Source organism: Clostridium sartagoforme, assembly GCF_039521405.1.
Classification (GTDB): Bacteria; Bacillota; Clostridia; order Clostridiales; family Clostridiaceae; genus Clostridium; species Clostridium sartagoforme.
Window position 1 is genome coordinate 21672 of record NZ_BAAACH010000022.1, and the last position, 20622, is coordinate 42293.

A 20622-nucleotide genomic window follows, 5' to 3' on the forward strand; every position below is an offset into this window, starting at 1 on the left:
GTAAAATAAAAAAAACCATGTAAAAACATGGTTTTTATTGGTTATTTGTATTCGTATTTAAGTTATTATTTGCATTTGTTACATTATTTTCTAGTTTTATACTATCATCTTTGTTATCTTTCAGTGGTGATTCTAAAACATATTTTCTAAATGATTCTGATTTAGAAGCATATGAAGGATCAATTTTTAATAACTCTTCCTTAAAGAAAGCTTCATATATAGCCTTATGAATTGTTGCACCTTCACTACCTCTCTTACCATCATAAATAGTAGAAAATATAGCTATTTGTGGATTATCTAATGGTGCCATACTTATATAGTTACCATATGCTAATCTACCTTGGATAGCATATTGTTCATCTGTACTAAAGTCAGCTGTACCTGTTTTTCCTCCAACCTTAATTGGAAAATTATTAAAACTTAGATAAGCAGTTCCGTTACTTGCACTAGTATTAACTTTATACATACCATCTTTTATAGCATTTAGATAATTTTCTGGTATATCCAATTTATCAACGACCTCTGGTTTATATTCCTTTATAACTTCTCCTGTTGGTGATGTTATCTTATCTACAAGAGTAACTTTATATCTTGTTCCGCCACTAGCTAAAGTTGCAACATAATTCGCAATTTGTACTGGCGTAAATGAATTCATACCTTGCCCAATTGCACTAGATATTATTTGCCCTGGTGTTTTTATTTCAGATGTTAAGTTGTCTAAAACATAATAAGCTATAGCATCACAAATTACTCCAGCTTCTTCATTAATATCCACAGTTCTTCTTTGTGAAGTTTCATTAACCTTAGCTTTATAATCTTCTGATAAATCCATTATTTTTTTTACATATGGAACTAGACTTTCTGAATATATAGAATTATTATAAATTTCTTCATCTGTTCCAACTTTTTCTAAAGCGGCTTTCATTTCAGCCTTAAGAGCTGTTTTTGCTTCTTTTAATTCATCTTTATCATTTTCATTTTCTTCTATATTTAATGGAATAAATGAATACGAATAATAGCTTCCATTTTTTAAAGCTTCTACTATTTCGTACATTGGTCTTTCTACTATTTTATCTTTCCATGATTTAAAATTATATACCTGACCAAAATTTTCTTCAATTTGTATTCCCGTTGATAAACTTTTATTATTTTGCTCTTTAGGATCAACTCCAAAACCAAATTTCCATGCATACTTTGCTAGTGTATCTAATGCTTCTAAATTTCCTCCATTAACATCTCCACCACTATTTTTATATAGTCTATATCCAAGTTCATAGAAATAAAAGTTAGATGATACTTGTAGGGCTTTTCTTAAATCTGTTGCTCCATTCGCTACACCTTCAAAATTCTTTAATATCATTCCTCCTAATTCTTCTTTACTCCAAGTACCACTAGTATCACTCATGGACTCATATTCATTAACTACACCTTCCATCAATGCTGCTGTAGCAGTAAGTGGTTTAAATGTGGAACCTGGTGGCAATAATCCTTGTGTTGCATAATTAAAGAAGTTCTTAGGATACACATCTATTGCATCTCTCCTTACCCCTGTAGTTTCATCTACTGGAAATAAGTCATCTATATTCCCTTTAGCTCCAGTTCTTTGCATATATTCCTTAGCAAAACTCTCTATATCTGGATCAAAATATTGCTTCGATAAATCCTCTGTTAACATTCCTGGTATAGAAAATATATTGGGATCATATCCAGGATAACTAACCATTGCAATTATTCGGCCTGTATTAACTTCTATTGCTACAACTGCTCCTCTAGTTGCATTTGGTGCAATACTTTTAATACGTTCCATAGTATCTTTAAGTGCTTGTTCAGCTGCATACTGAACATCTTTATTTATTGTTAAATGAACATTATTTCCTGGGTATGAATCAAGCTTAAATAACTCTTCAGTTACTCTTCCTTTAGAGTTTACCTTAACAGTTGTACCTCCCTTTGTTCCCTTTAATTGATCTTCAAAAGATGATTCTATTCCAGCTACACCAATTAAATCGGAAGATACATCATATCCCCTTAATTCATAATTTGTTTCTTTTGAAGAGTCTATTGATGATAAATATCCTAATGTTCCTGATGCTAAAGTACTATATGGATAATATCTAATAGGTTCTATGCTTACATCTATACCTGATAAGTCATTTAATTTTTGATAAATTATAGATGCAGTTTCATTCTTTATATTTGAAGCAATTGTTACTGCTCTATATCCTTTAAAACTCTGCATTTTTACAGCATCTTTTACAACTATATAATTTCTTATGTCCTTAATAGAATATGTAGCTAAAAGCTCATCTAATATTTCTTTTCCAGACATCTTCTTGTAAGCTTCCATCTTATCATCATATGCATCAACTCTTGCTTCATATTCTTTATCACTTTCTCCTTCCTCTTGAATTGGAGATGGATTTATAAGTTCCTGCAAACTATATACTTTAACTAATTTGTAGAAAGTTTCTTCTGGAGATATCTTTAATAATTCACTATCTACCTTAGCTATTTCTTCATCTGTATAGTCTGATTGTTTATCTTTGTAAAGTTCTTGCTCTATTTCTTCATTTAATCCTCTATCTCTTTTAAACCTAACTTCTACAATTTTTTTAGTATCTGCATCATCTGTCTTAAAATCAAAATAAAACTTTCCGTTACTATCTATTTTTAATATTAATTCATCTTGAAATTTTTCGCCATTCTCAGATAAAATTTTAAAAACTTTATCCATTGTTTCATAAAAGTTTTCTTTTTCATCGCTTGGCTTAGTATAAGTTAATCTATATGTCTGAATATTAGTTGCTAAAACATTACCTTCACTATCATATATTTTCCCTCTTGGTGCCTTCTCAGATATAAATCTTGTAGAACTTATATCAGCTTTTTCCTTATAATCCTCATGCTTATAAACTTGAATATATAAAAGTTTAAACATTATTGTAGTAAAGAGTAATATCATTATGGCATTTAATACAGTGTACCTTGAAATTTTCTTTTTCTTTTTCGGCTTATTTACTATCATTTAAACCTCCATGATCTATTTTTATATTCAATATCATAAAGCTTTAAAACAAAATTATACCCTAAAAACATTATTACAGCATTATACAAAGCAGTAAACATCCCCACTTGTATATTTATTGTTCTACCTGCAAGCTTAAATATTGTAAATATAGACAATACCTTTAATATAGATATAAATATAATTGATATTACAGGTATGAATTTTTTTTCCCTATATATGTTTTCTCCTATTATAGCTGCTAGTAAACATAATAGCATATTTATCAAGGTATTTATCCCAAAGCTATTGTCAAAAAATACATCTTGCATTAACCCTGCTACAACTCCAATAAATACTCCTTCTGATTTTCCATTTATTATTGAGTATGCTATTATAAAGATGAAAAGTAAACTTGGATAAGATCCTTTTATAGCTAAAAAAGGCATAAGAGAATTATCAAGTATTAAAAGCACTAGTGAAATTAAAATTAAAACCCATTTTTTCATATACTACCCTCTAATTATCATATTTTATTTCTCTTGTTTCCTTTGGAATAACTACAAAAAGCTCTTCTAGCCTATTAAAATCAACAAAAGGTTTAACTATTGCCGTTTTCATTACCTTAATTTCGTCTGTTTCAACAGATATAACTTCCCCCACTCTTACTTCCTTTGGATAAATTTGTCCAAGTCCTGATGTAACTATTACATCACCTTCTTTTATTGCTGAATCTATTGGTAAATTAGTAACTTTAGTCAAGTTATCATTACTATGAGTTATATATCCCTTTAATATTCCAGTTGTCTCTCTTGTACTATTTATCATTACAGAAACTGCTATATTTTCATTTAATAAACTTTGAACTATTGCCCAGTTGGAGCCTGTACTAGCTATTTGTCCAACAAGCCCTTTGTTAGAAATAATAACCATACCCTTCTTTAGTCCATCATTTTCACCTTTATCTATAATGTATCCATTGGAAAAACTTTCACCACTATAGCCTATTATTTCACATCCTAAATAATCATAATTATTTTTTGAATCTTTAAAGTTTAAAACTTCCCTTAACCTATCATTTTCTTCCTTTAATTTATCATACTCTAATAGCTTATTTTCTAATTCTATATTTTTTTTAGTTAAATCATTATTCTCTTCTTTAACCTTTGAAAAATTTAAAAAGAAATCTAAAGTTCCCTTTATTTTATCATTTATAGTATATACCACTTTTTGCAGAGGGTTAACAGCACTACCAAAACCACTTGAAACAATATTTTTTTGTTCACTATTAATTGTATAAATAATTATGCCTAAAAAGGCAACTGACAGCACTATTATAGTAACTGCCAGTTTATTCTTTAGAAGCTTCATTATTGACCTCTTTGACTTTTGCTTAATTCATCAAAGTTATCTAATGCCTTACCCGCTCCTAAAACAACACAATCAAGAGGTGATTCTGCTATATGAACAGGCATATTTGTTTCGTGGTTAATTAACATATCCAATCCTCTTAATAGAGCGCCTCCACCAGCTAACATTATTCCTTTTTCCATTATATCTGCTGCAAGTTCAGGTGGTGTCTTTTCTAGAGTTGTCTTTATTGATTCTATAATTGCATATACAGGTTCCTTTAATGCATCTCTAATTTGAGTATCTGTAACTACCACTGTCTTTGGTAATCCTGTAATCATATCTCTTCCCTTGATATCCATGTTAATTTCTTCTTCATCTGTTTTATATGCTGATCCAAGTTCCATTTTAACTTGTTCTGCTGTTCTTTCACCTATCATTAGGTTAAATTCTTTCTTTATATAAGCTATTATTGCTTGGTCTAATTCATCACCAGCTACTCTTAATGACTTACTAGTTACTATTCCACCTAAAGAAATTATAGCAACTTCTGTTGTTCCTCCACCAATATCAACTATCATACTTCCTGTTGGTTCTCCAACTGGAAGCCCTGCTCCTATTGCTGCTGCCATAGGTTCTTCCATTAGTACAACATCTCTTGCTCCTGCAAATTTAGCTGCTTCTTCTATTGCTCTTCTTTCAACCTCTGTTACTCCTGATGGATAGCAAACTATAATTCTTGGACTAGTAAAGGCACTTTTGCTAGTTACCTTTTCTATTAATTTTTTTAACATTGTTTGTGCTATGTCAAAGTCAGCTATAACCCCATCTTTTAATGGTCTAATAGCTACTATATTTCCTGGTGTTCTTCCTATCATTAACTTAGCTTCAGCACCTACTGCTAAAGGTCTTCTTGTAGCACTATTTATAGCAACTACTGAAGGTTCACTTAAAACTATACCTTTCCCCTTAACAAAAACAAGCGTATTTGCTGTTCCTAAATCTATTCCCATATCCTTATTACTACTGAAAAATCCCATATGAATTCCCCTTTCGCTTATATTATTCCTTTTTCTTTTAAACTTACAAATTTATATTTTCCAATTATTAAGTGATCTAGTAAATCAATTCCCATTATCTTGCTACACTCTTTTAATCTTATAGTAATATTAATATCTTCTTTACTAGGTGTAGGATCTCCTGATGGATGATTATGACAAATAATTATACTTGAACTACTTTTTTTAAGAGCTTCTTTAAATATCTCCCTTGGATGTACTATAGATGTATTTAGGCTCCCCTTAAACACGTCTTTAATACCTATAATATTATTCTTTGTATCTAACATTATCAATTTTAATATTTCTTGCTTTAAACCAACCATTTCATTCATTAAAAGCTTTGATATGTCGCTTGGTGAAGATATATTTATATTTTTCTTTAAAAGATTTAATGAACTAATTCTTTTAAAGAGCTCACCCATAGCTAGTATTTGGCTTGCTTTTATGTTTTTAATTCCTTTTATATTAGTAATTTCATTAATATCTGTTTCTAATAAACCACTAAGTCCATCAAATTCAGAAAGTATTCTTGTACTTAATGAAATAACATTTTCGCCTCTTGTTCCTGTTCTTAAGATCACAGCAAGAAGTTCTGCATTACTTAACACTTCTGGTCCATTAAGCAATAGCTTTTCTATAGGTCTTTCTTCTTTTGGTATATCAATAACTTTTATACTATTATTCATCTATGTAATTACTCCTCAAAATAATACTATTCTTATTATTAAATATACCCTAAATTATTATTCTTTAACCTTATTAAGCATTTTATTTAAAAGATTTAATGGTAGTCCTACTACATTGTAATAACATCCATTTATACCTTCTATAAATACACCACCATACCCCTGGATTCCATAAGCTCCTGCTTTATCAAAAGGTTCTCCAGTTCTTATGTAATCATTTATCTCATCATCACTTAAAGTTGAAAATTTAACTTCTGTGTAAAGAGATTTTTCTTCTATTTTATTATTATACATATTTATAACTACTATTCCAGAATAAACTCTATGAGTTTTTCCACTAAGTAATTTTAACATGTTATATGCATCTTCTTCACTGGTAGGCTTTCCTAATATTTTATTATCTAAAACAACTATAGTATCTCCTGCAATTATTATTGCATCTTCTTTTAGGCTCTCTTTAACACCAAGAGCCTTTCCCTTGGCTAATGTAATCACATATTTATCTACATTGTTTTCAAATAAAACCTTATGTTCATCAAAGTCACTTATTATTATGTCAAATTCATCTATTATTCTATGTAATAATTCTTGTCGTCTTTCTGAGCCTGACGCTAAAACATATTTCAAACCTATCACATCCTATTTTTATACATATTTTATAGTATTAACAAAAGGTGATGTTTTAAACTCTAAATATTTAATGCTTAATTTAACAATGAATAGATATAAAGACAAAGCCATTTATTCCTATCTTATATCTTATATAGTTTATCATTATATAAGACTTCAAACAAGTGGCTTTGTCTTTCTTTGTTTAATTTTTATTTATTTTTAATAGTTTTGTAATTTTTATCCATGATTGCTTTTTATTCCTGTACTTTACTTAATATTGAATAAATATACTCTACTTCTGATACTGTATTTTCTCTAGTAATTAATTCTGGTAACGCCTCTATATGAGCTTTATACTCTTTCAATATATCTACACCTTTACCATCACTAACTTCTTTTAGTTCTTTTGTCCAAATCTTAAAATCTTTTGTATTTATTTCTTTAACTTCTTCATCATTTGCAGTGTTTATTATTTGCAAATAACCTTCTGTTATTGCTGCAATTTGCCCTTGAACTTCATCATTCTGATTTAACACCATACTTATTTTGGCATTTTCTACTCCTTTTGATTTTAGTTTCTCTGTTACTTCTGCTAACTTATCTTCACTTGTTACACCTGCTAATACTCTAAACTTTCCAGTCTCATCCTTTGCAATAAAGGAATTAAAATCATTCCCTATCTTAGCTAATACCTGCTTAGCATTATCTTCTTTGGAAAAATATCCACATTGTATAAAAGAAAATTTTTGTTCTTTAACTTGTTGTTCATTATTCTGTGTATTATTATTCTGAGTATTATTATTTGTGTTTATTACTGGTTGCAATCCATTGCTATTTATAATAGGCATAACCTTTAGCACTACCCATGCCCCAATTAAACCTATAACTATAGCAGCAAGAGTTGTCATAACTAATGAAGTTATAAACTTAGCTCCATCATTTTTCTTTTTGTAATGATATTTTGTGTACTTCACTTTATCATCCCCCCTTCGGTAATTAACAATTAATTGTTAGTTTAATTACATTTTGTATATTAGATATATATTCTAATATTTTTGATAATATTCATTATGTAAAATTATTTTTTAAATTCCGAAGCAATTTTCTAGTACACACTTTGCGCTGCAAATAAAAATAGTTACACCATAAAATAATGGTATAACTATTTTTATTTGCATATTTATTTAATTATTAATAAATTCTATTTTAGTTCTTTAAGTACTTCTAATAAATAATCCCAAACATTTTTTACTGATGTTATACTCATATGTTCTTGTGGAGTATGAACATCATATAAATTTGGACCAAAGCTAATCATATCTAGCTTTCCTAATTTTTCATTAAATAATCCACATTCAACCCCTGCGTGTATTGCTACTATTTTTGCATCTTTTCCATACATTCTTTTATACACATCTTGGCAAATTCCTCTTACTTTTGATTCACTATCATATTGCCATTCTGGATATCCTGCAGTAGTTTCAAATTCTGCTCCAATAAGTTCTGCTATAGTCTTGCTTCTTAAAACTATTTCATCCTTTAAAGATGCAACTGAACTTCTTATTGCACTATCAAATTCAACCTTAGTTCCATTGGTAGTAACAACTCCTAAGTTTGTTGAACTTTCTACTAAGTCTTTTATTTCTACGCTGTTTGTGTTTATTCCATTTGGTATTAAATATAATAAATTAACAGCTTTTTCAGTACATTCCTTACTGAATACTTTTTTTATCTTTTCGGTGTTTTCTAAAATACTAACATTTATTCCTGGATCTTGTGTCTTTAATTCATTTATTAAAATTGGATTCCATTCATTTATTAATCCTTTAGCGTTCTCTAAATCATCACTTTTTAAGGCTATTATTGCATCAGCTTCTCTTGGAATAGCATTATTTTTAGATCCACCATTTATTGAAACCAATTTAAAATCTAAAGTTAACAAAGATTTTAAAATTCTACCCATTATTTTATTAGAGTTTCCTCTTTCTTTATTGATCTCCATTCCAGAATGGCCGCCCTTTAGTCCTCTTACTGCTATATGTAAGAAATTATTGTAATCTCCAGCTTCTTCTAAATTTACATTTAATACATGCTTACTTCTTATCCCACCTGCACAACTTACTAATAGATGTCCTTCTTCTTCATTATCTAGATTTAATAATATCTTTCCAGTTACATGTTCTTTAGCGATAGCCATTGCTCCTGACATACCAGTTTCTTCGTCTGTAGTTATTAAAACTTCAATAGGTGGATGTGATATATCTGTTGACTCTAATATAGCTAAAGCATAAGCTACTGCAATTCCATTATCTGATCCTAAAGTAGTATCTGTTGCATAAACCATATCATCAATTACTCTTAATTTTAAAGGGTCCTTTTCAAAATCATGATTAGTTCCTTTATTTTTTTCACAAACCATATCCATATGACCTTGAAGTATTACAGTATCAGAACTTTCATACCCCTTTGTTCCAGGCTTCTTTATAATAACATTTAATGCATTGTCTTGAATTACTTCTAAATTTAACTTTTTAGCTACACTTACCAAATAATCACTTATAGCCTTTTCATTTCCTGATCCTCTTGGTATTTGTGATATCTCTTCAAAATATTTAAAAACATTTTTTGGTTCTAAATTTTGTAAAATATTCATGTTTTTTTCTCCCTTCTTAGTAAATTATGTTAGAATTAATATATAGTTTTAGTATATCATAGTATATATGATACTTAAATTCTATTTTTTTATTATAAATATTCTAAATATTCTTTATATTTAACTATTTTTAATTTAAGTGTGAGGTGATTTTTATGCAAAAAACAAAAATGATTTTTACAATTGGACCTGCTAGTGATAACGAAGAAATTCTAAGAAAATTTATAGAAATAGGGATGAGTGCAGCTAGATTAAATTTTTCACATGGCACTCACGAAACTCATAAACAAAAAATAGATCTTATAAAAAAGGTTAGGGAAGATTTAAAATCTCCTACTGCTATTATTTTAGATATTAAAGGTCCAAAGATTAGAACACATAACTTTGTAAATGATGGTGTTCTTCTAACTGAAGGTCAAAAGTTTACTTTTATTTGTGGTAATGAAATACTGGGTGATAATGAAAAATGTTCTATATCCTATACTGACTTATACAAAGATGTCAAAATCGGTGGAGAAATTTTAGTTGATGATGGTTTATTAAGATTCAAAATAGAAAATGTAACAGGAAATGAAATTAATTGTATAGTTACAGTGGGTGGAACTATTAAAAACCATAAAGGTGTTAATGTTCCTAATGTTAAAATAAACCTACCTTCCATAACCGAAAAGGATAAAGAAGATTTAATTTTTGGATGTGAAAATAAAGTAGACTTTGTTGCTGCTTCTTTTATAAGAAAAGCTTCTGATATAGATGATGTAAGAAAGGTTTTAAAGGAACATAATGGTGAATATATCCAAATTATTGCTAAAATAGAAAATCAAGAAGGTGTAGATAACATAGATTCTATAATAGAAGCTTCAGATGGAATTATGGTTGCTAGAGGTGATATGGGTGTTGAAATTCCTATTGAAAAAGTACCTATCATACAAAAAAATATAATAAGAAAATGTAATGAAGCTGGTAAAATAGTTATAACTGCAACTCAAATGCTTGACTCTATGATAAGAAATTCTCTTCCTACAAGAGCTGAGGCTTGCGATATATGTAATGCAATCTTTGATGGAACTGATGCTATTATGTTAAGTGGAGAAAGTGCAAGTGGAAATTATCCAATAGAAGCTGCTATAACCATGTCTAAGATAGCAATAGAAACTGAAGAAAACTTAGACTACAATTACTTAAACAAGCGATTAAAAGAACCTTCATTGACTTCTTTCTCTGAAGCTATTAGTTATTCAGCTTGTAGAAGTTCAAACCTCTTACATGCAAAAGCAGTTGTTGCTGCTACTAATAGTGGTGCAACAGCTAAGCTTATATCAAAATATAGACCTAAATGCCCAATTATTGCTATAACTCCTTATGATGAAGTTAGAAGAGGCTTGAATCTTAATTTTGGAATTTTCCCTACTAAATGTGATGTATTTACTACTACCGATGAAATACTATCTGAAGCTAAAAAAGTTGCTACTAACCTTTCCTTTGCAAAACAAGGCGATGATATAATAGTTGCTGCTGGAATGCCAAGTGCTGAAATCGGTGGAACTAATATGCTTAAAATAGAAAAGTTATAATTTATAGTACTACATTTTTAAAGTATTTTGCTTTAAGTTACACAACAATTTATAATTAATAAACTAATAAATAAAACTCCAATCAAATATTTTATTATTGATTGGAGTTTTAAAAATTATAATTAGTTATTTTATATTAATGTTTACTTCTAAAATTATAAAATGCTCCTAGCATTCCTGCATCATTTTGATGCTTTGCAAACTCTAATCTTGTCTTCTGGAAAACTATTGGTAAAAGATACTTTTTGATAGCCTTCTCAATCTTTGGTCTTAGATATGTATCCTGAGCCATAATTCCGCCTCCTAGTACAACTACTTCTGGATTTATTACATAACATATGTTAGCAATTCCTCTTCCTAGGATTTCAACCATTTCATCAATAGCTGATATACATATATTATCACCTTTTTTAGCTTCTTCAAAAATATTATATCCACTCCATGTTTCTTCTGATTCTTGTTTTCTTTCTGCAACTTTTTTAGTCAAGATACTGCTTGCTCCTAGTGTCTGAAAATCACTATCAAACATATGCATATACCCTATCTCACATGCGCTGTTGCTAAAACCATGAAATATCTTTTTGTCAATTAATATGCATCCTCCAATTCCAGTTCCTATAGTAAGGCATAATGTTATCTTACTACCAATTGCTACACCTGAAATATTCTCAGCCAATCCTGCGCAATTTACATCATTTTCAACTTCACAAGGTATTGAAAATTTTTTCTCCAATTCTTCTTTGAATTTTATTCCCGCATACCTTGGAATTGTAGGACCTGAATAAAAAATTTCTCCTTTTTCTGTATCAACCATTCCGGCTGTTGAAATACATATTCCTATTGGTTCATATTCAAAGAAATATTTTTCTACAATTCTAATGACTTTATTTAGAATTTCTGTTCCACCCTTATATGCTTCCGTATCCATCTTATCCTTCAATAAGATTTCTGCATTTTCAGTAATTATTCCGTATTTTATTGCTGTTCCACCAATATCAATACTTATATAGTTTCTCACATTTACACCTCTTTTTATAGCTTCTTTCTTAGCAATACTTCTTAATAGCTAATTTTATCATAGAGGCTGCTTCTCTCACTATTGGCATATCATCTTCTACTAATGCTACTAAAGGTTCTCTTACACTTCCAATGTCTAGATTTTCATTTATTCTAAGAATTTCTTTGATAACCCCATACATATTTCCATAGCATGAACACATTTTGTAGATAATTTCATTAATATCATATTGAAGTTCTCTTGCTTCTTCCATTTTATTTTCTATTATAAGTTTATCTAGCTTTAAGAATAATTCAGGCATAGCACCATAGGTACCTCCTATTCCTCCTTCTGCACCAATTACACGTCCACTCATAAATTGCTCATCTGGACCATTGAATACAATATAATCACTTCCACCTGCTGCACAGAACATCTGAATATCCTGAACAGGCATAGATGAGTTTTTCACACCAATTACTCTAGGATTCTTTCTCATCTCAGCATAAAGTCCTTGTGTTAAGGCCACTCCTGCAAGTTGCGGAATATTATATATTATAAAATCTGTATTAGGTGCTGCATTGCTCATTGCATTCCAGTATGCAGCAATTGCATACTCTGGAAGTCTAAAATAAATTGGAGGAATTGCAGCAATTGCATCTACTCCTAAATTCTCTGCATGTATTGCAAGTTCTACACTATCTTTTGTATTATTGCATGCAATATGAGCAATAACTGTAAGTTTTCCCTTTGCAACTGCCATTACATTTTCAAGAACAATTTTTCTATCCTCTACACTTTGATAAATACATTCTCCAGAAGATCCATTTACATATATACCTTTAACTCCCTTTTTAATATGATATTCAGTTAGTTCACGAACTCTCTCTGGACTTATTTCTCCATTTTCATCATAACATGCATAAAATGCAGGAATAACACCTTTATACTTATTTAAATCTTTCATACTATTCTCCTTATGCCCTAAATGGCTAGTTTATTTTATTCTAATTCATCAACGAATAATTTTGTGATTAATTGCGGTCTTGTAATAATAGAACCTACTACAACACTATAACATCCTAACTCAATTACACGTTTTACTTTTTCTGGTGTATTTATATTACCTTCTGCAATAACTGGATGCTTTACTTTAGAAAGAATTTCCCTAATAATTTCGAAGTCATTATTTTCAATTTTAAGATTGGAACTCTGTTCTGTATATCCAACCATAGTTGTACCAATAAAATCAAATCCTATTTCATCTGCATGAATAGCCTCTTCCACCGTAGAACAGTCTGCCATAAAAAGCTGATTTGGATATTTTTCTTTTACTTCTTTGAAGAATTCATCTAAAGTTTTACCTTCTGGTCTTAGTTCACAAGTTGCATCAATAGCTATAATCTCTGGTTTAACTTCCATTAATTCATCAATTTCTTTCATAGTCGGTGTAATATATACTTTACAGTTTTCATAATCACGTTTAACTATTCCAATAATCGGAAGATCTACTTGTGACTGAATCTCTGAAATATCTTCTTTTGTATTTGCACGAATTCCAAATGCTCCTCCTTCTTTTGCAGCAAGTGCCATCCTTCCCATAATAAAGGATGAATGAAGCGGCTCATTTGGTAATGCTTGGCATGATACTATTAATTTTCCTTTTAAGCTCTCAACTTTCTTATTCATAATACCGTCCTTTCTGTAACATATTCTCCCAAGTCTTTTTTTAAATTCATATTTTCTAATTCATATCTTCTAAATATTTTCTGGAAAATAAATGACTGAATTAATGCTATTCCAGAAAATCCACATATAATCAGTATTGTGAAAAGTAAAAGCATAGATACTCCTGAATAAAATAACATAAATGTAAATGGAATATTAATACCTATTAATATTAATGTCCATTTAAAATTCACAATACTAATTATGAATGAGTTTCTAAATATCTCTTTTGTTGTACATACAAACCTAGCTAAAATTGGAAATGCATATAAAAAAATTATATATACCAAAATAGCTACCATATAACATATTATCTGAACTGATTTAAGCTTCTCATCTTCTATCATTCCTATAATTCTCAAGTCAATAGCAAGAAAAATTACAATTGCTGTTGCAATCATTCCCAATATAGTTCCTTGTTTAAAATTCTCCTTGAAAGCTTTCAGAAATCCTCTTATAATATGTGATTCTTCATTTCTTATCATTTTTAATGTTATTGAATACATTGCTGTGGTTGATGCTCCTATTGTTACAACTGGAATGCAGAATATGATGAATACAATATTTAATATTGCAATATCAAATATTCTTGAAAAAACCTGCATAATTCTACTTTCCGTACTAAATATTGTTCTTTTTAAGTACTCTCTGCTTCCTGCCATAGCGACCTCCTATTCCTTTCTTGAGTTAATATACTTATAGTATAAATACTAATTTACAGCTACCTTTAATACGCATTTTTTTAAGTAGCGGTTATCTTTAGTAACAATTCCTGGTTTGTGGGGCTCTTCTGCCATACAAATAATAAAATTACCTTCTCCTAATTTACACGTTATGTATTCAGTACAATCTGCAATTCCAATATCCTTTTCTTCAATGTATTTTTCAACTATTCTTGTAGTTTTGATACCAATTTGAATATTTTCCGTTCCTTCTATATCAATTTGAATATCCATATATCTTTTATGAAATTCAAATTTTAAATTATTTTCTTCCTTTGCTTCTGCTTCCATTACATTAGCAAATACTTTTTCTCCTGATATTTCTATACGTCCAATTGGAAGTGACTTCAAATCTGTTATTTTCAAAAAATCTATTGCCTTATCAAGCCATTGAGATTGTCCTTTATAACATCCAATATTTTTTATTTTATCGTATATCATCTAACTCTCCCTTTTCTTATTAATCAGAAATCAAAAATGAAACTATATTCCACACTCTTGATGCTCAAAAATCTTTGTGTTTCAATAGTTCCATTTATATACATTAGCCCTTTACAGCTCCCATTGTAATACCTTGCGTAAATGATTTTTGGAATATCAAGAACACTGCTACGATTGGAATTGCTGCTAGTGCAGCTCCAGCCATAATTAATCCATAATTTGTTGCCATTTCGGCTTGCATCGTTGCAACTCCAAGTGAAACTGTAAGTTTATCTCTTGAAGAAAGCATTACTAACTGCATGAAATAATCATTCCATGTATTTATAAATGTAAATATTGCTAATGCTGCAAATCCAGGTTTCACAATTGGAAATGCGATACTTATAAATGTTCTAATTTCTCCACAACCATCAATCTTTGCTGACTCTAATAATTCCCCTGGAATATTTTCACTAAATTGTTTCATTAGAAATACTCCAAAAGGCCATCCTACTAAAGGAAGAATTACTGCTGCTAGTGTATCATGTATTCCCATGAAATTTACTATTCTCACTAGCGGAACAAGTACAACCTGTTTTGGTAATGCCATGGCTGCAATAAATACAGAGAATAGAAGCTTTTGTCCATAAAATCTTTTTTTGCTAAAACATATCCTGCTAGTGATGATGTTATACAAACTAACAGCATTGTAATTAAGGCAATCAAAATACTATTAAATAACCATTTTCCTGCGGGATTTTGAACAAGAAGTTTTTGAAAATTCTCCATTGTAGGAGATGTTGGCCACCATTGTGGCGGAATCTTAATTGTATCAGGCTGACTCTTAAACGCACCTGTCATAATCCAATAGAAAGGAAATACAAAGATAATGGTTAAAAGACTTAAAATAATTATACTAATCACCCCAAAAGGCGTAACTTTATTCTTCATTATATTTTTCTCCTTCCTAATATTCTACATCATTACCTAAAATTTTGAATTGTGCAAAACTTATTAATCCAATTAATACCGCTAAAAATACTCCCATTGTGTTTGCATATCCATACTCAGAAAGCTTAAATGCTTTTTCATATAAATAATACATTATTGTACTAGTAGAATAGTTTGGTCCACCAGATGTTAATAACTGAATCAATGCAAAACACTGGAATGAATTGATTGTTGTAATAACTACTATATAAAGTGTTGTCGGCAATAAACTCGGCCATTTTATTTTCCAAAACACCTGTGATTCATTAGCTCCATCTACACGTGCAGCCTCTAGAAGGGATTTGTCAATGTTACCCATGGATGCTATATAAAGTATAATTGGCTGACCAACTGATGTTGTAAGTAAAATAACTATTATTGCAACTAATGCATATCTTTTGTCCCCTAACCAACTAATATTTTGCTCAATAATATTTCCAGTTTTTAATATGTAGTTCAATATACCTGATAAAGGATCATAAATCCATTTCCATACAACTGTAACTGCTACACTACCTGTAACAACTGGTAGAAAAAATACACATCTAAAGAAAGAACGTGTAAATGCATTTTTTTCATATGTTTGTGAAGCTACAAATAGAGAAAATATTACGACAATAGGTACGGAACCTATTACTATAATTAATGTATTAATTAACGATTTAATAAAAACCTCATCTTTAAACATACGTACATAATTGTCTATTCCTATAAATGTAAAATCATTCATAGTATAATTAAAAAAGCTTGTTACGAACCCCATTACCATTGGCGCAAGAACAAAAACTATAAAAAATAATAATACCGGAGTAAGAAAAGAGTATGACACAATTGTTTCTCTCATCTTTAATTTATTTATTTTATTCATATTTCCCCTCCAATCACTCAAAAACAAATATCTTTATGAAATATACTCTTCTTGTACACCAAAAAGTGTACAAGAAGAAATGATTTAAATATATTTTTTGTACTACTTTTTAATTGTACTATTAGCCTTTTGTGTAAATGCTTCTAAAGCTTCCTTTGCTCCTACTTCGCCATTAGATACTGATTGACACATTGGGAACCATAATGTTCTCATTTCAGCGAAACCATCAATTGTATTGTAGTAAGTAGTATAATATTTTGTCCAAGAACCAATTTCCTTCATTCTTTCATCATTATATAATTCACCAAATGATGTACGTACTGGGAATGCCCCTGTTCTTACAACATTCTTTGGACCCCATTCTTTATCATCAGCAATAAATTGTATAAATTTCTTTGAAGCTTCTATCTTAGCATCATCTCCATTGTTAAATATAGCGAATCCATTTACTAAATACTCTAATTCTGGTACTCCATCTTCGGATGGGAATGGAACTTCAAGATATTCAACTTTACTTGCTTCCAATAATTTTGCTTGTGTTCCTGGTTGAGCTGATGACCATAGAATTGTAAATGATGTTTGTCCATTTGCAAAGTTTTGAATATCAGCGGAGCCATCATATTGAGAACCATTCATTAATAGACCATCTTTAATTAAAGATTGTATTAATTCCATAGATTTTATAGATTTTTCATCATCTGTTGTATATTTTGATACTGAAGCATCTGTTATTTTACTACTGTATAAATTTGCAAAGAAAGCACGTGGACCTTGATCTCCACCTTGACCATTACAGAATAATGAACCTGGATTATAATTTTTATCCTTTAATGCTTTTAAAACTTTTACAAAATCATCAGTTTTCCATCCATCTTTTACAAGATCAAGAACGCCTGCCTCTTTAAGCATCTCTTTGTTAAATGCCATATAAAATGGACCAGAACTTATTGGATACATATAAGCTTTGTCTCCTGCTTTACAAGCCTGTAATAATGCCTCATTATTTACATCCTTTACAAACTCATCAGTAAACATATCGTTAAGTTCTACTAATTTTCCTGATTTTCCATAGGTAATAATACGTCCAGGAGCATCAAAAAGAACATCTGCCATAGTTCCAGCTTCAATTGCTGTAGTTATCTTCTCTGCACCTGATGTAAAATCAATTGTTTCTAATTTTACAGTTATTTCTGGGTTCTTTTCCTCAAAAGCAGCTATTACTTTCTTTTCCCACGTTCCTACTCCATCACTTGGATTCTCTTGAGTAAATGTTGGGAATGCCCACCATGTAATTTCTGTTTTCCCGCTATTGTCAACTTTTGGCTCTTCGCTACCTTTTTTCCCACATGCCACCAATGAAATAGCCATTACTCCAGCAAGTAAAGCAGTTAATATTTTCTTTTTCATTTAATTTTACCTCCCATAATAAACTTTTATTTTAATTTTCATAAATTAACATTACGCCTAGCTTCTAATACATTTTCAAGCTCATAAAAAATTTATTTTTTAATAGTCGTATTAATTTAAAAATCCTTTCTACCAAAATATAATGCTTGTCTTTTTTGTTTTGTATAGCAATTGCTTGTAAACATTTTCTACATAAAATATATCATATATGAAAATTTTTTTCAATATATTAATTAAAAAAAAATTTTTTTCTTAATTGTTTGTTTTTTCTATATACTAATGTTATCATCATATTATCATTAATATAAATAAGTCTTAAGGAGGATAAAAATATGGATTATATTAAAAAAACTATTATATGCTTCGGAGATTCTAATACTCATGGCTATAATTCTGAAAATAATGGTCGTTTTACAGAAGATGAACGTTGGACATGCCTATTATCTAAATATATTGGGGATAAATATTCTCTAAAAGAAGAAGGGCTTAGTGGTAGGACAACTGTTTTTCCTGATCCGCTTTTTGAAGGTCTAGATGGATTTTCTTATATTTCTCAATGCTTAATGACACATGAGCCTATTGATTTGCTAATAATTATGCTTGGAACAAATGATACTAAAGAACGCTTCTCAGCCACCCCAAGAAATATAGCAAGAGGTTTGGAACGTCTAACTCAAAAGGCAATATTTACTACTCAAGCATGGAGTAATAAACCTAATATCCTCTTGATTGCACCACCTCCAATAGAAAAGGGATACGAGAATACTGATGTTTATGGAGATATGGGAATCGGATGTGCAGAAAAATCTCAAGCACTTGCTACTCTCTATAAAGAAGTTGCCGAGCGAAATGGATGCCACTTTCTTGATGCAGCTTCTATTGAAGGTATGCATATGGCTCCGTATGATTATATGCATCTAAGTAAAAAAAGCCATGAATTGCTCGCAAATAAGCTTTCTAAACTTATTCCTGAGATTTGTTAATATAAATTTTTTATAAAATCGTCAATATACTTTATTATATATTTATGAAAAATGTTTATAAATAAAGAGTTAACCTCATAAAATAAGTTAACTCTTTACTTATTAAGTATTCATTAAAATAGTCCCTTAAACAAGTCTCCTAATGAAACTCCTTCATCTGAATCATTGTATTTCATATATTCTTTTGATTTTTCTTCTGCATCTTTTATTGTTAATGATATCTTCTTGTTAACTTTATCTACATCTAAAACTTTGACTTTAACTATTTGTCCTACTTTAAGTACATCAGATGGCTTTGCTATGTTTTCTTCTGTTATTTCATTAATGTGAACTAATCCTTCTACACCAGGAAATAGTTCTACAAATGCTCCAAATTTTAGCAAATTAACTACTTTTCCTTCTAAAATGTCTCCAACTTTTAAAGTTGTTGCATTAGTTTCCCATGGATCTTTATCTACATCTTTTAATATTAATGAAACTCTTTCATTTTTTGTATCTACTTCTCCAATGAATACTTCTACTTTATCTCCTACACTTACTACATCTTCTGCATTATGAACTCTTCCCCAAGATAAGTCACTTAAATGAATTAAACCTGTTATTCCTCCAATATCTACTATTGCTCCAGCTTTAATTATTTTCTTAACTATACCACTTCTCTTTTCTCCTGATTTTACAGATTTCCATAATTCTTTTTTCTTATCTTCATATACAGCATCTTCTAATACTCTTTTTGATGCAACTATCTTTCTAGCTTTAAAATCTAGTTCTATAATTCTAACTTCTATTTCTTTTCCAACTAATGAACTTAATTCTATTCTTTCTCTTGATGCCAATGAAGCTGGTATAAATATTCTTATGTTTCCATAATAAGCAACTAGTCCGCCTTTAACTTCTTCCTTAACGTATACAGTTATATTTTCTTCATTATTAAATGCGTTTAAAATATCTTCCTTTTCTGTTATTTCTAAAGCTCTTGTTCTTGAAAGTTTAACATAACCTTCTCCATCATTAGGTGATAAAACATATACTTTTATTTTATCTCCTTTACTTACAACTTCCCTTGGATCTTTATCCATGTTAGTTAAATCTTCTTTTAAAATCATTCCATCAAATGCATAATTGATATTTACCATAACTTCTTTATCATTTACATCAATTACTTCACCGTCTAATATATCTCCAGTTCTTATTCTCTTAACATCAAAGTCCTTTAGTAAGTCCCCCATTGTTTCTTCTAAAATTTGGTTAGTCATGTACTTCACTCCTTAAAAAAATCTTGTATCATAAATTAATTTTAGAATAATATGTTATTGATTACAAGTATATACGCTTCAATAAATATTTTTATACTCCTAAATATATCTTTGCAATAATATAAATTAAATATGCTATAATTATATATATTATATAATTATAGTTTTAATTAGGTAAGTAATATTTATTAACTCTTTTAATGTTAATTAATATTGTAAAATGGCAGTAATATTACGATATAAAGAGTATTTTTTACTTTTTATCTAATTTACTATCAAAAATCCTATTATTTAACTTTAAATGCATTTTG

The 20622-nt window shown here is 29.5% G+C and carries 20 protein-coding genes; 2 read left to right on the top strand and 18 right to left on the bottom strand.

Annotated features, from left to right (window positions below; translation table 11 throughout):
* Positions 1-34 precede the first annotated feature (34 nt).
* The 8 genes from ABDZ60_RS10260 to ABDZ60_RS10295 form a co-directional block, all read right to left on the bottom strand.
* Positions 35-3025: a penicillin-binding transpeptidase domain-containing protein gene (locus ABDZ60_RS10260; RefSeq protein ID WP_016207990.1), complete on the bottom strand. Its 2991-nt coding sequence runs from the start codon at positions 3023-3025 to the stop codon at positions 35-37.
* Entirely contained in the window at positions 3022-3513 is a 492-nt protein-coding gene (gene mreD / locus ABDZ60_RS10265) for a rod shape-determining protein MreD (RefSeq protein WP_047000271.1), read from the bottom strand. Before mreD ends, ABDZ60_RS10260 begins: the two co-directional genes overlap by 4 nt.
* 10 nt (positions 3514-3523) lie before the next feature.
* Positions 3524-4375: a rod shape-determining protein MreC gene (gene mreC, locus ABDZ60_RS10270; protein WP_016207992.1), complete on the bottom strand. Its 852-nt coding sequence runs from the start codon at positions 4373-4375 to the stop codon at positions 3524-3526.
* Positions 4375-5394, bottom strand: a complete 1020-nt coding sequence (locus tag ABDZ60_RS10275; RefSeq protein WP_016207993.1) for a rod shape-determining protein — start codon at positions 5392-5394, stop codon at positions 4375-4377. The genes mreC and ABDZ60_RS10275 overlap by 1 nt, the downstream gene beginning before the upstream one ends.
* A 17-nt stretch (positions 5395-5411) precedes the next feature.
* On the bottom strand, positions 5412-6101 hold the full coding sequence (gene radC, locus ABDZ60_RS10280) for a RadC family protein (RefSeq protein WP_016207994.1): 690 nt from the start codon (positions 6099-6101) through the stop codon (positions 5412-5414).
* Positions 6102-6158: 57 nt separating this feature from the next.
* The gene (locus tag ABDZ60_RS10285; RefSeq protein ID WP_016207995.1) at positions 6159-6728 is read right to left on the bottom strand and encodes a Maf-like protein; all 570 of its coding nucleotides are present in this window, start codon (positions 6726-6728) and stop codon (positions 6159-6161) included.
* Between the two features lie 239 nt (positions 6729-6967).
* Positions 6968-7687 (bottom strand): SPOR domain-containing protein, encoded by a 720-nt coding sequence (locus tag ABDZ60_RS10290; RefSeq protein WP_047000268.1) that lies wholly within the window; start codon positions 7685-7687, stop codon positions 6968-6970.
* Between the two features lie 227 nt (positions 7688-7914).
* A complete protein-coding gene (locus ABDZ60_RS10295) occupies positions 7915-9366 on the bottom strand; it encodes an aminoacyl-histidine dipeptidase (protein ID WP_343777946.1) in 1452 nt (483 codons plus the stop codon).
* A 155-nt stretch (positions 9367-9521) separates the two neighbouring features.
* Here ABDZ60_RS10295 and pyk point away from each other — a divergent pair, with 155 nt between their 5' ends.
* On the top strand, positions 9522-10940 hold the full coding sequence (gene pyk / locus ABDZ60_RS10300; RefSeq protein ID WP_343777948.1) for a pyruvate kinase: 1419 nt from the start codon (positions 9522-9524) through the stop codon (positions 10938-10940).
* 136 nt (positions 10941-11076) lie between these two features.
* On the opposite strand, the gene ABDZ60_RS10305 is transcribed toward pyk, so the two are convergent.
* From ABDZ60_RS10305 to ABDZ60_RS10345, 9 genes are all read right to left on the bottom strand, one after another.
* A complete protein-coding gene (locus ABDZ60_RS10305; RefSeq protein ID WP_343777951.1) occupies positions 11077-11958 on the bottom strand; it encodes an ROK family protein in 882 nt (293 codons plus the stop codon).
* 28 nt (positions 11959-11986) lie between these two features.
* Entirely contained in the window at positions 11987-12904 is a 918-nt protein-coding gene (locus ABDZ60_RS10310; RefSeq protein WP_343777953.1) for a dihydrodipicolinate synthase family protein, read from the bottom strand.
* A gap of 35 nt (positions 12905-12939) precedes the next feature.
* Positions 12940-13626, bottom strand: coding sequence for an N-acetylmannosamine-6-phosphate 2-epimerase (locus tag ABDZ60_RS10315; RefSeq protein ID WP_343777955.1), 687 nt, complete (start codon positions 13624-13626; stop codon positions 12940-12942).
* Positions 13623-14327 (bottom strand): YesL family protein, encoded by a 705-nt coding sequence (locus ABDZ60_RS10320; protein ID WP_343777957.1) that lies wholly within the window; start codon positions 14325-14327, stop codon positions 13623-13625. The genes ABDZ60_RS10315 and ABDZ60_RS10320 overlap by 4 nt, the downstream gene beginning before the upstream one ends.
* Positions 14328-14375: 48 nt before the next feature.
* Positions 14376-14828, bottom strand: coding sequence for a NanQ anomerase/TabA/YiaL family protein (locus ABDZ60_RS10325; protein ID WP_343777959.1), 453 nt, complete (start codon positions 14826-14828; stop codon positions 14376-14378).
* A 103-nt stretch (positions 14829-14931) separates the two neighbouring features.
* On the bottom strand, positions 14932-15417 hold the full coding sequence (locus tag ABDZ60_RS10330) for a carbohydrate ABC transporter permease (RefSeq protein WP_343777961.1): 486 nt from the start codon (positions 15415-15417) through the stop codon (positions 14932-14934).
* Positions 15381-15758, bottom strand: coding sequence for an ABC transporter permease family protein (locus tag ABDZ60_RS10335; RefSeq protein WP_343777962.1), 378 nt, complete (start codon positions 15756-15758; stop codon positions 15381-15383). Before ABDZ60_RS10335 ends, ABDZ60_RS10330 begins: the two co-directional genes overlap by 37 nt.
* A 16-nt stretch (positions 15759-15774) precedes the next feature.
* The gene (locus ABDZ60_RS10340; RefSeq protein WP_343777964.1) at positions 15775-16665 is read right to left on the bottom strand and encodes a carbohydrate ABC transporter permease; all 891 of its coding nucleotides are present in this window, start codon (positions 16663-16665) and stop codon (positions 15775-15777) included.
* A gap of 102 nt (positions 16666-16767) precedes the next feature.
* Positions 16768-18072 carry an ABC transporter substrate-binding protein gene (locus ABDZ60_RS10345; RefSeq protein WP_343777966.1) on the bottom strand — a complete coding sequence of 435 codons (1305 nt, stop codon included), beginning with the start codon at positions 18070-18072 and terminating at the stop codon, positions 16768-16770.
* A 332-nt stretch (positions 18073-18404) separates the two neighbouring features.
* On the opposite strand from ABDZ60_RS10345, the gene ABDZ60_RS10350 reads away from it, so the two are divergent.
* Positions 18405-19055 carry a GDSL-type esterase/lipase family protein gene (locus ABDZ60_RS10350; RefSeq protein ID WP_343777968.1) on the top strand — a complete coding sequence of 217 codons (651 nt, stop codon included), beginning with the start codon at positions 18405-18407 and terminating at the stop codon, positions 19053-19055.
* 113 nt (positions 19056-19168) lie between these two features.
* On the opposite strand, the gene rpsA is transcribed toward ABDZ60_RS10350, so the two are convergent.
* Positions 19169-20311, bottom strand: a complete 1143-nt coding sequence (gene rpsA, locus ABDZ60_RS10355) for a 30S ribosomal protein S1 (protein WP_343777970.1) — start codon at positions 20309-20311, stop codon at positions 19169-19171.
* Positions 20312-20622 lie beyond the last annotated feature (311 nt).

Coding starts and splice junctions, on each gene's coding strand:
- rpsA (WP_343777970.1), bottom strand. CDS start 20,311: ATGACTAACCAAATTTTAGAAGAAACAATGGGGGACTTACTAAAGGAC.
- ABDZ60_RS10325 (WP_343777959.1), bottom strand. CDS start 14,828: ATGATATACGATAAAATAAAAAATATTGGATGTTATAAAGGACAATCT.
- ABDZ60_RS10340 (WP_343777964.1), bottom strand. CDS start 16,665: ATGAATAAAATAAATAAATTAAAGATGAGAGAAACAATTGTGTCATAC.
- ABDZ60_RS10330 (WP_343777961.1), bottom strand. CDS start 15,417: ATGGCATTACCAAAACAGGTTGTACTTGTTCCGCTAGTGAGAATAGTA.
- ABDZ60_RS10350 (WP_343777968.1), top strand. CDS start 18,405: ATGGATTATATTAAAAAAACTATTATATGCTTCGGAGATTCTAATACT.
- pyk (WP_343777948.1), top strand. CDS start 9,522: ATGCAAAAAACAAAAATGATTTTTACAATTGGACCTGCTAGTGATAAC.
- ABDZ60_RS10315 (WP_343777955.1), bottom strand. CDS start 13,626: ATGAATAAGAAAGTTGAGAGCTTAAAAGGAAAATTAATAGTATCATGC.
- ABDZ60_RS10295 (WP_343777946.1), bottom strand. CDS start 9,366: ATGAATATTTTACAAAATTTAGAACCAAAAAATGTTTTTAAATATTTT.
- ABDZ60_RS10275 (WP_016207993.1), bottom strand. CDS start 5,394: ATGGGATTTTTCAGTAGTAATAAGGATATGGGAATAGATTTAGGAACA.
- mreC (WP_016207992.1), bottom strand. CDS start 4,375: ATGAAGCTTCTAAAGAATAAACTGGCAGTTACTATAATAGTGCTGTCA.
- ABDZ60_RS10335 (WP_343777962.1), bottom strand. CDS start 15,758: ATGAAGAATAAAGTTACGCCTTTTGGGGTGATTAGTATAATTATTTTA.
- ABDZ60_RS10310 (WP_343777953.1), bottom strand. CDS start 12,904: ATGAAAGATTTAAATAAGTATAAAGGTGTTATTCCTGCATTTTATGCA.
- ABDZ60_RS10320 (WP_343777957.1), bottom strand. CDS start 14,327: ATGGCAGGAAGCAGAGAGTACTTAAAAAGAACAATATTTAGTACGGAA.
- mreD (WP_047000271.1), bottom strand. CDS start 3,513: ATGAAAAAATGGGTTTTAATTTTAATTTCACTAGTGCTTTTAATACTT.
- radC (WP_016207994.1), bottom strand. CDS start 6,101: ATGAATAATAGTATAAAAGTTATTGATATACCAAAAGAAGAAAGACCT.
- ABDZ60_RS10260 (WP_016207990.1), bottom strand. CDS start 3,025: ATGATAGTAAATAAGCCGAAAAAGAAAAAGAAAATTTCAAGGTACACT.
- ABDZ60_RS10345 (WP_343777966.1), bottom strand. CDS start 18,072: ATGAAAAAGAAAATATTAACTGCTTTACTTGCTGGAGTAATGGCTATT.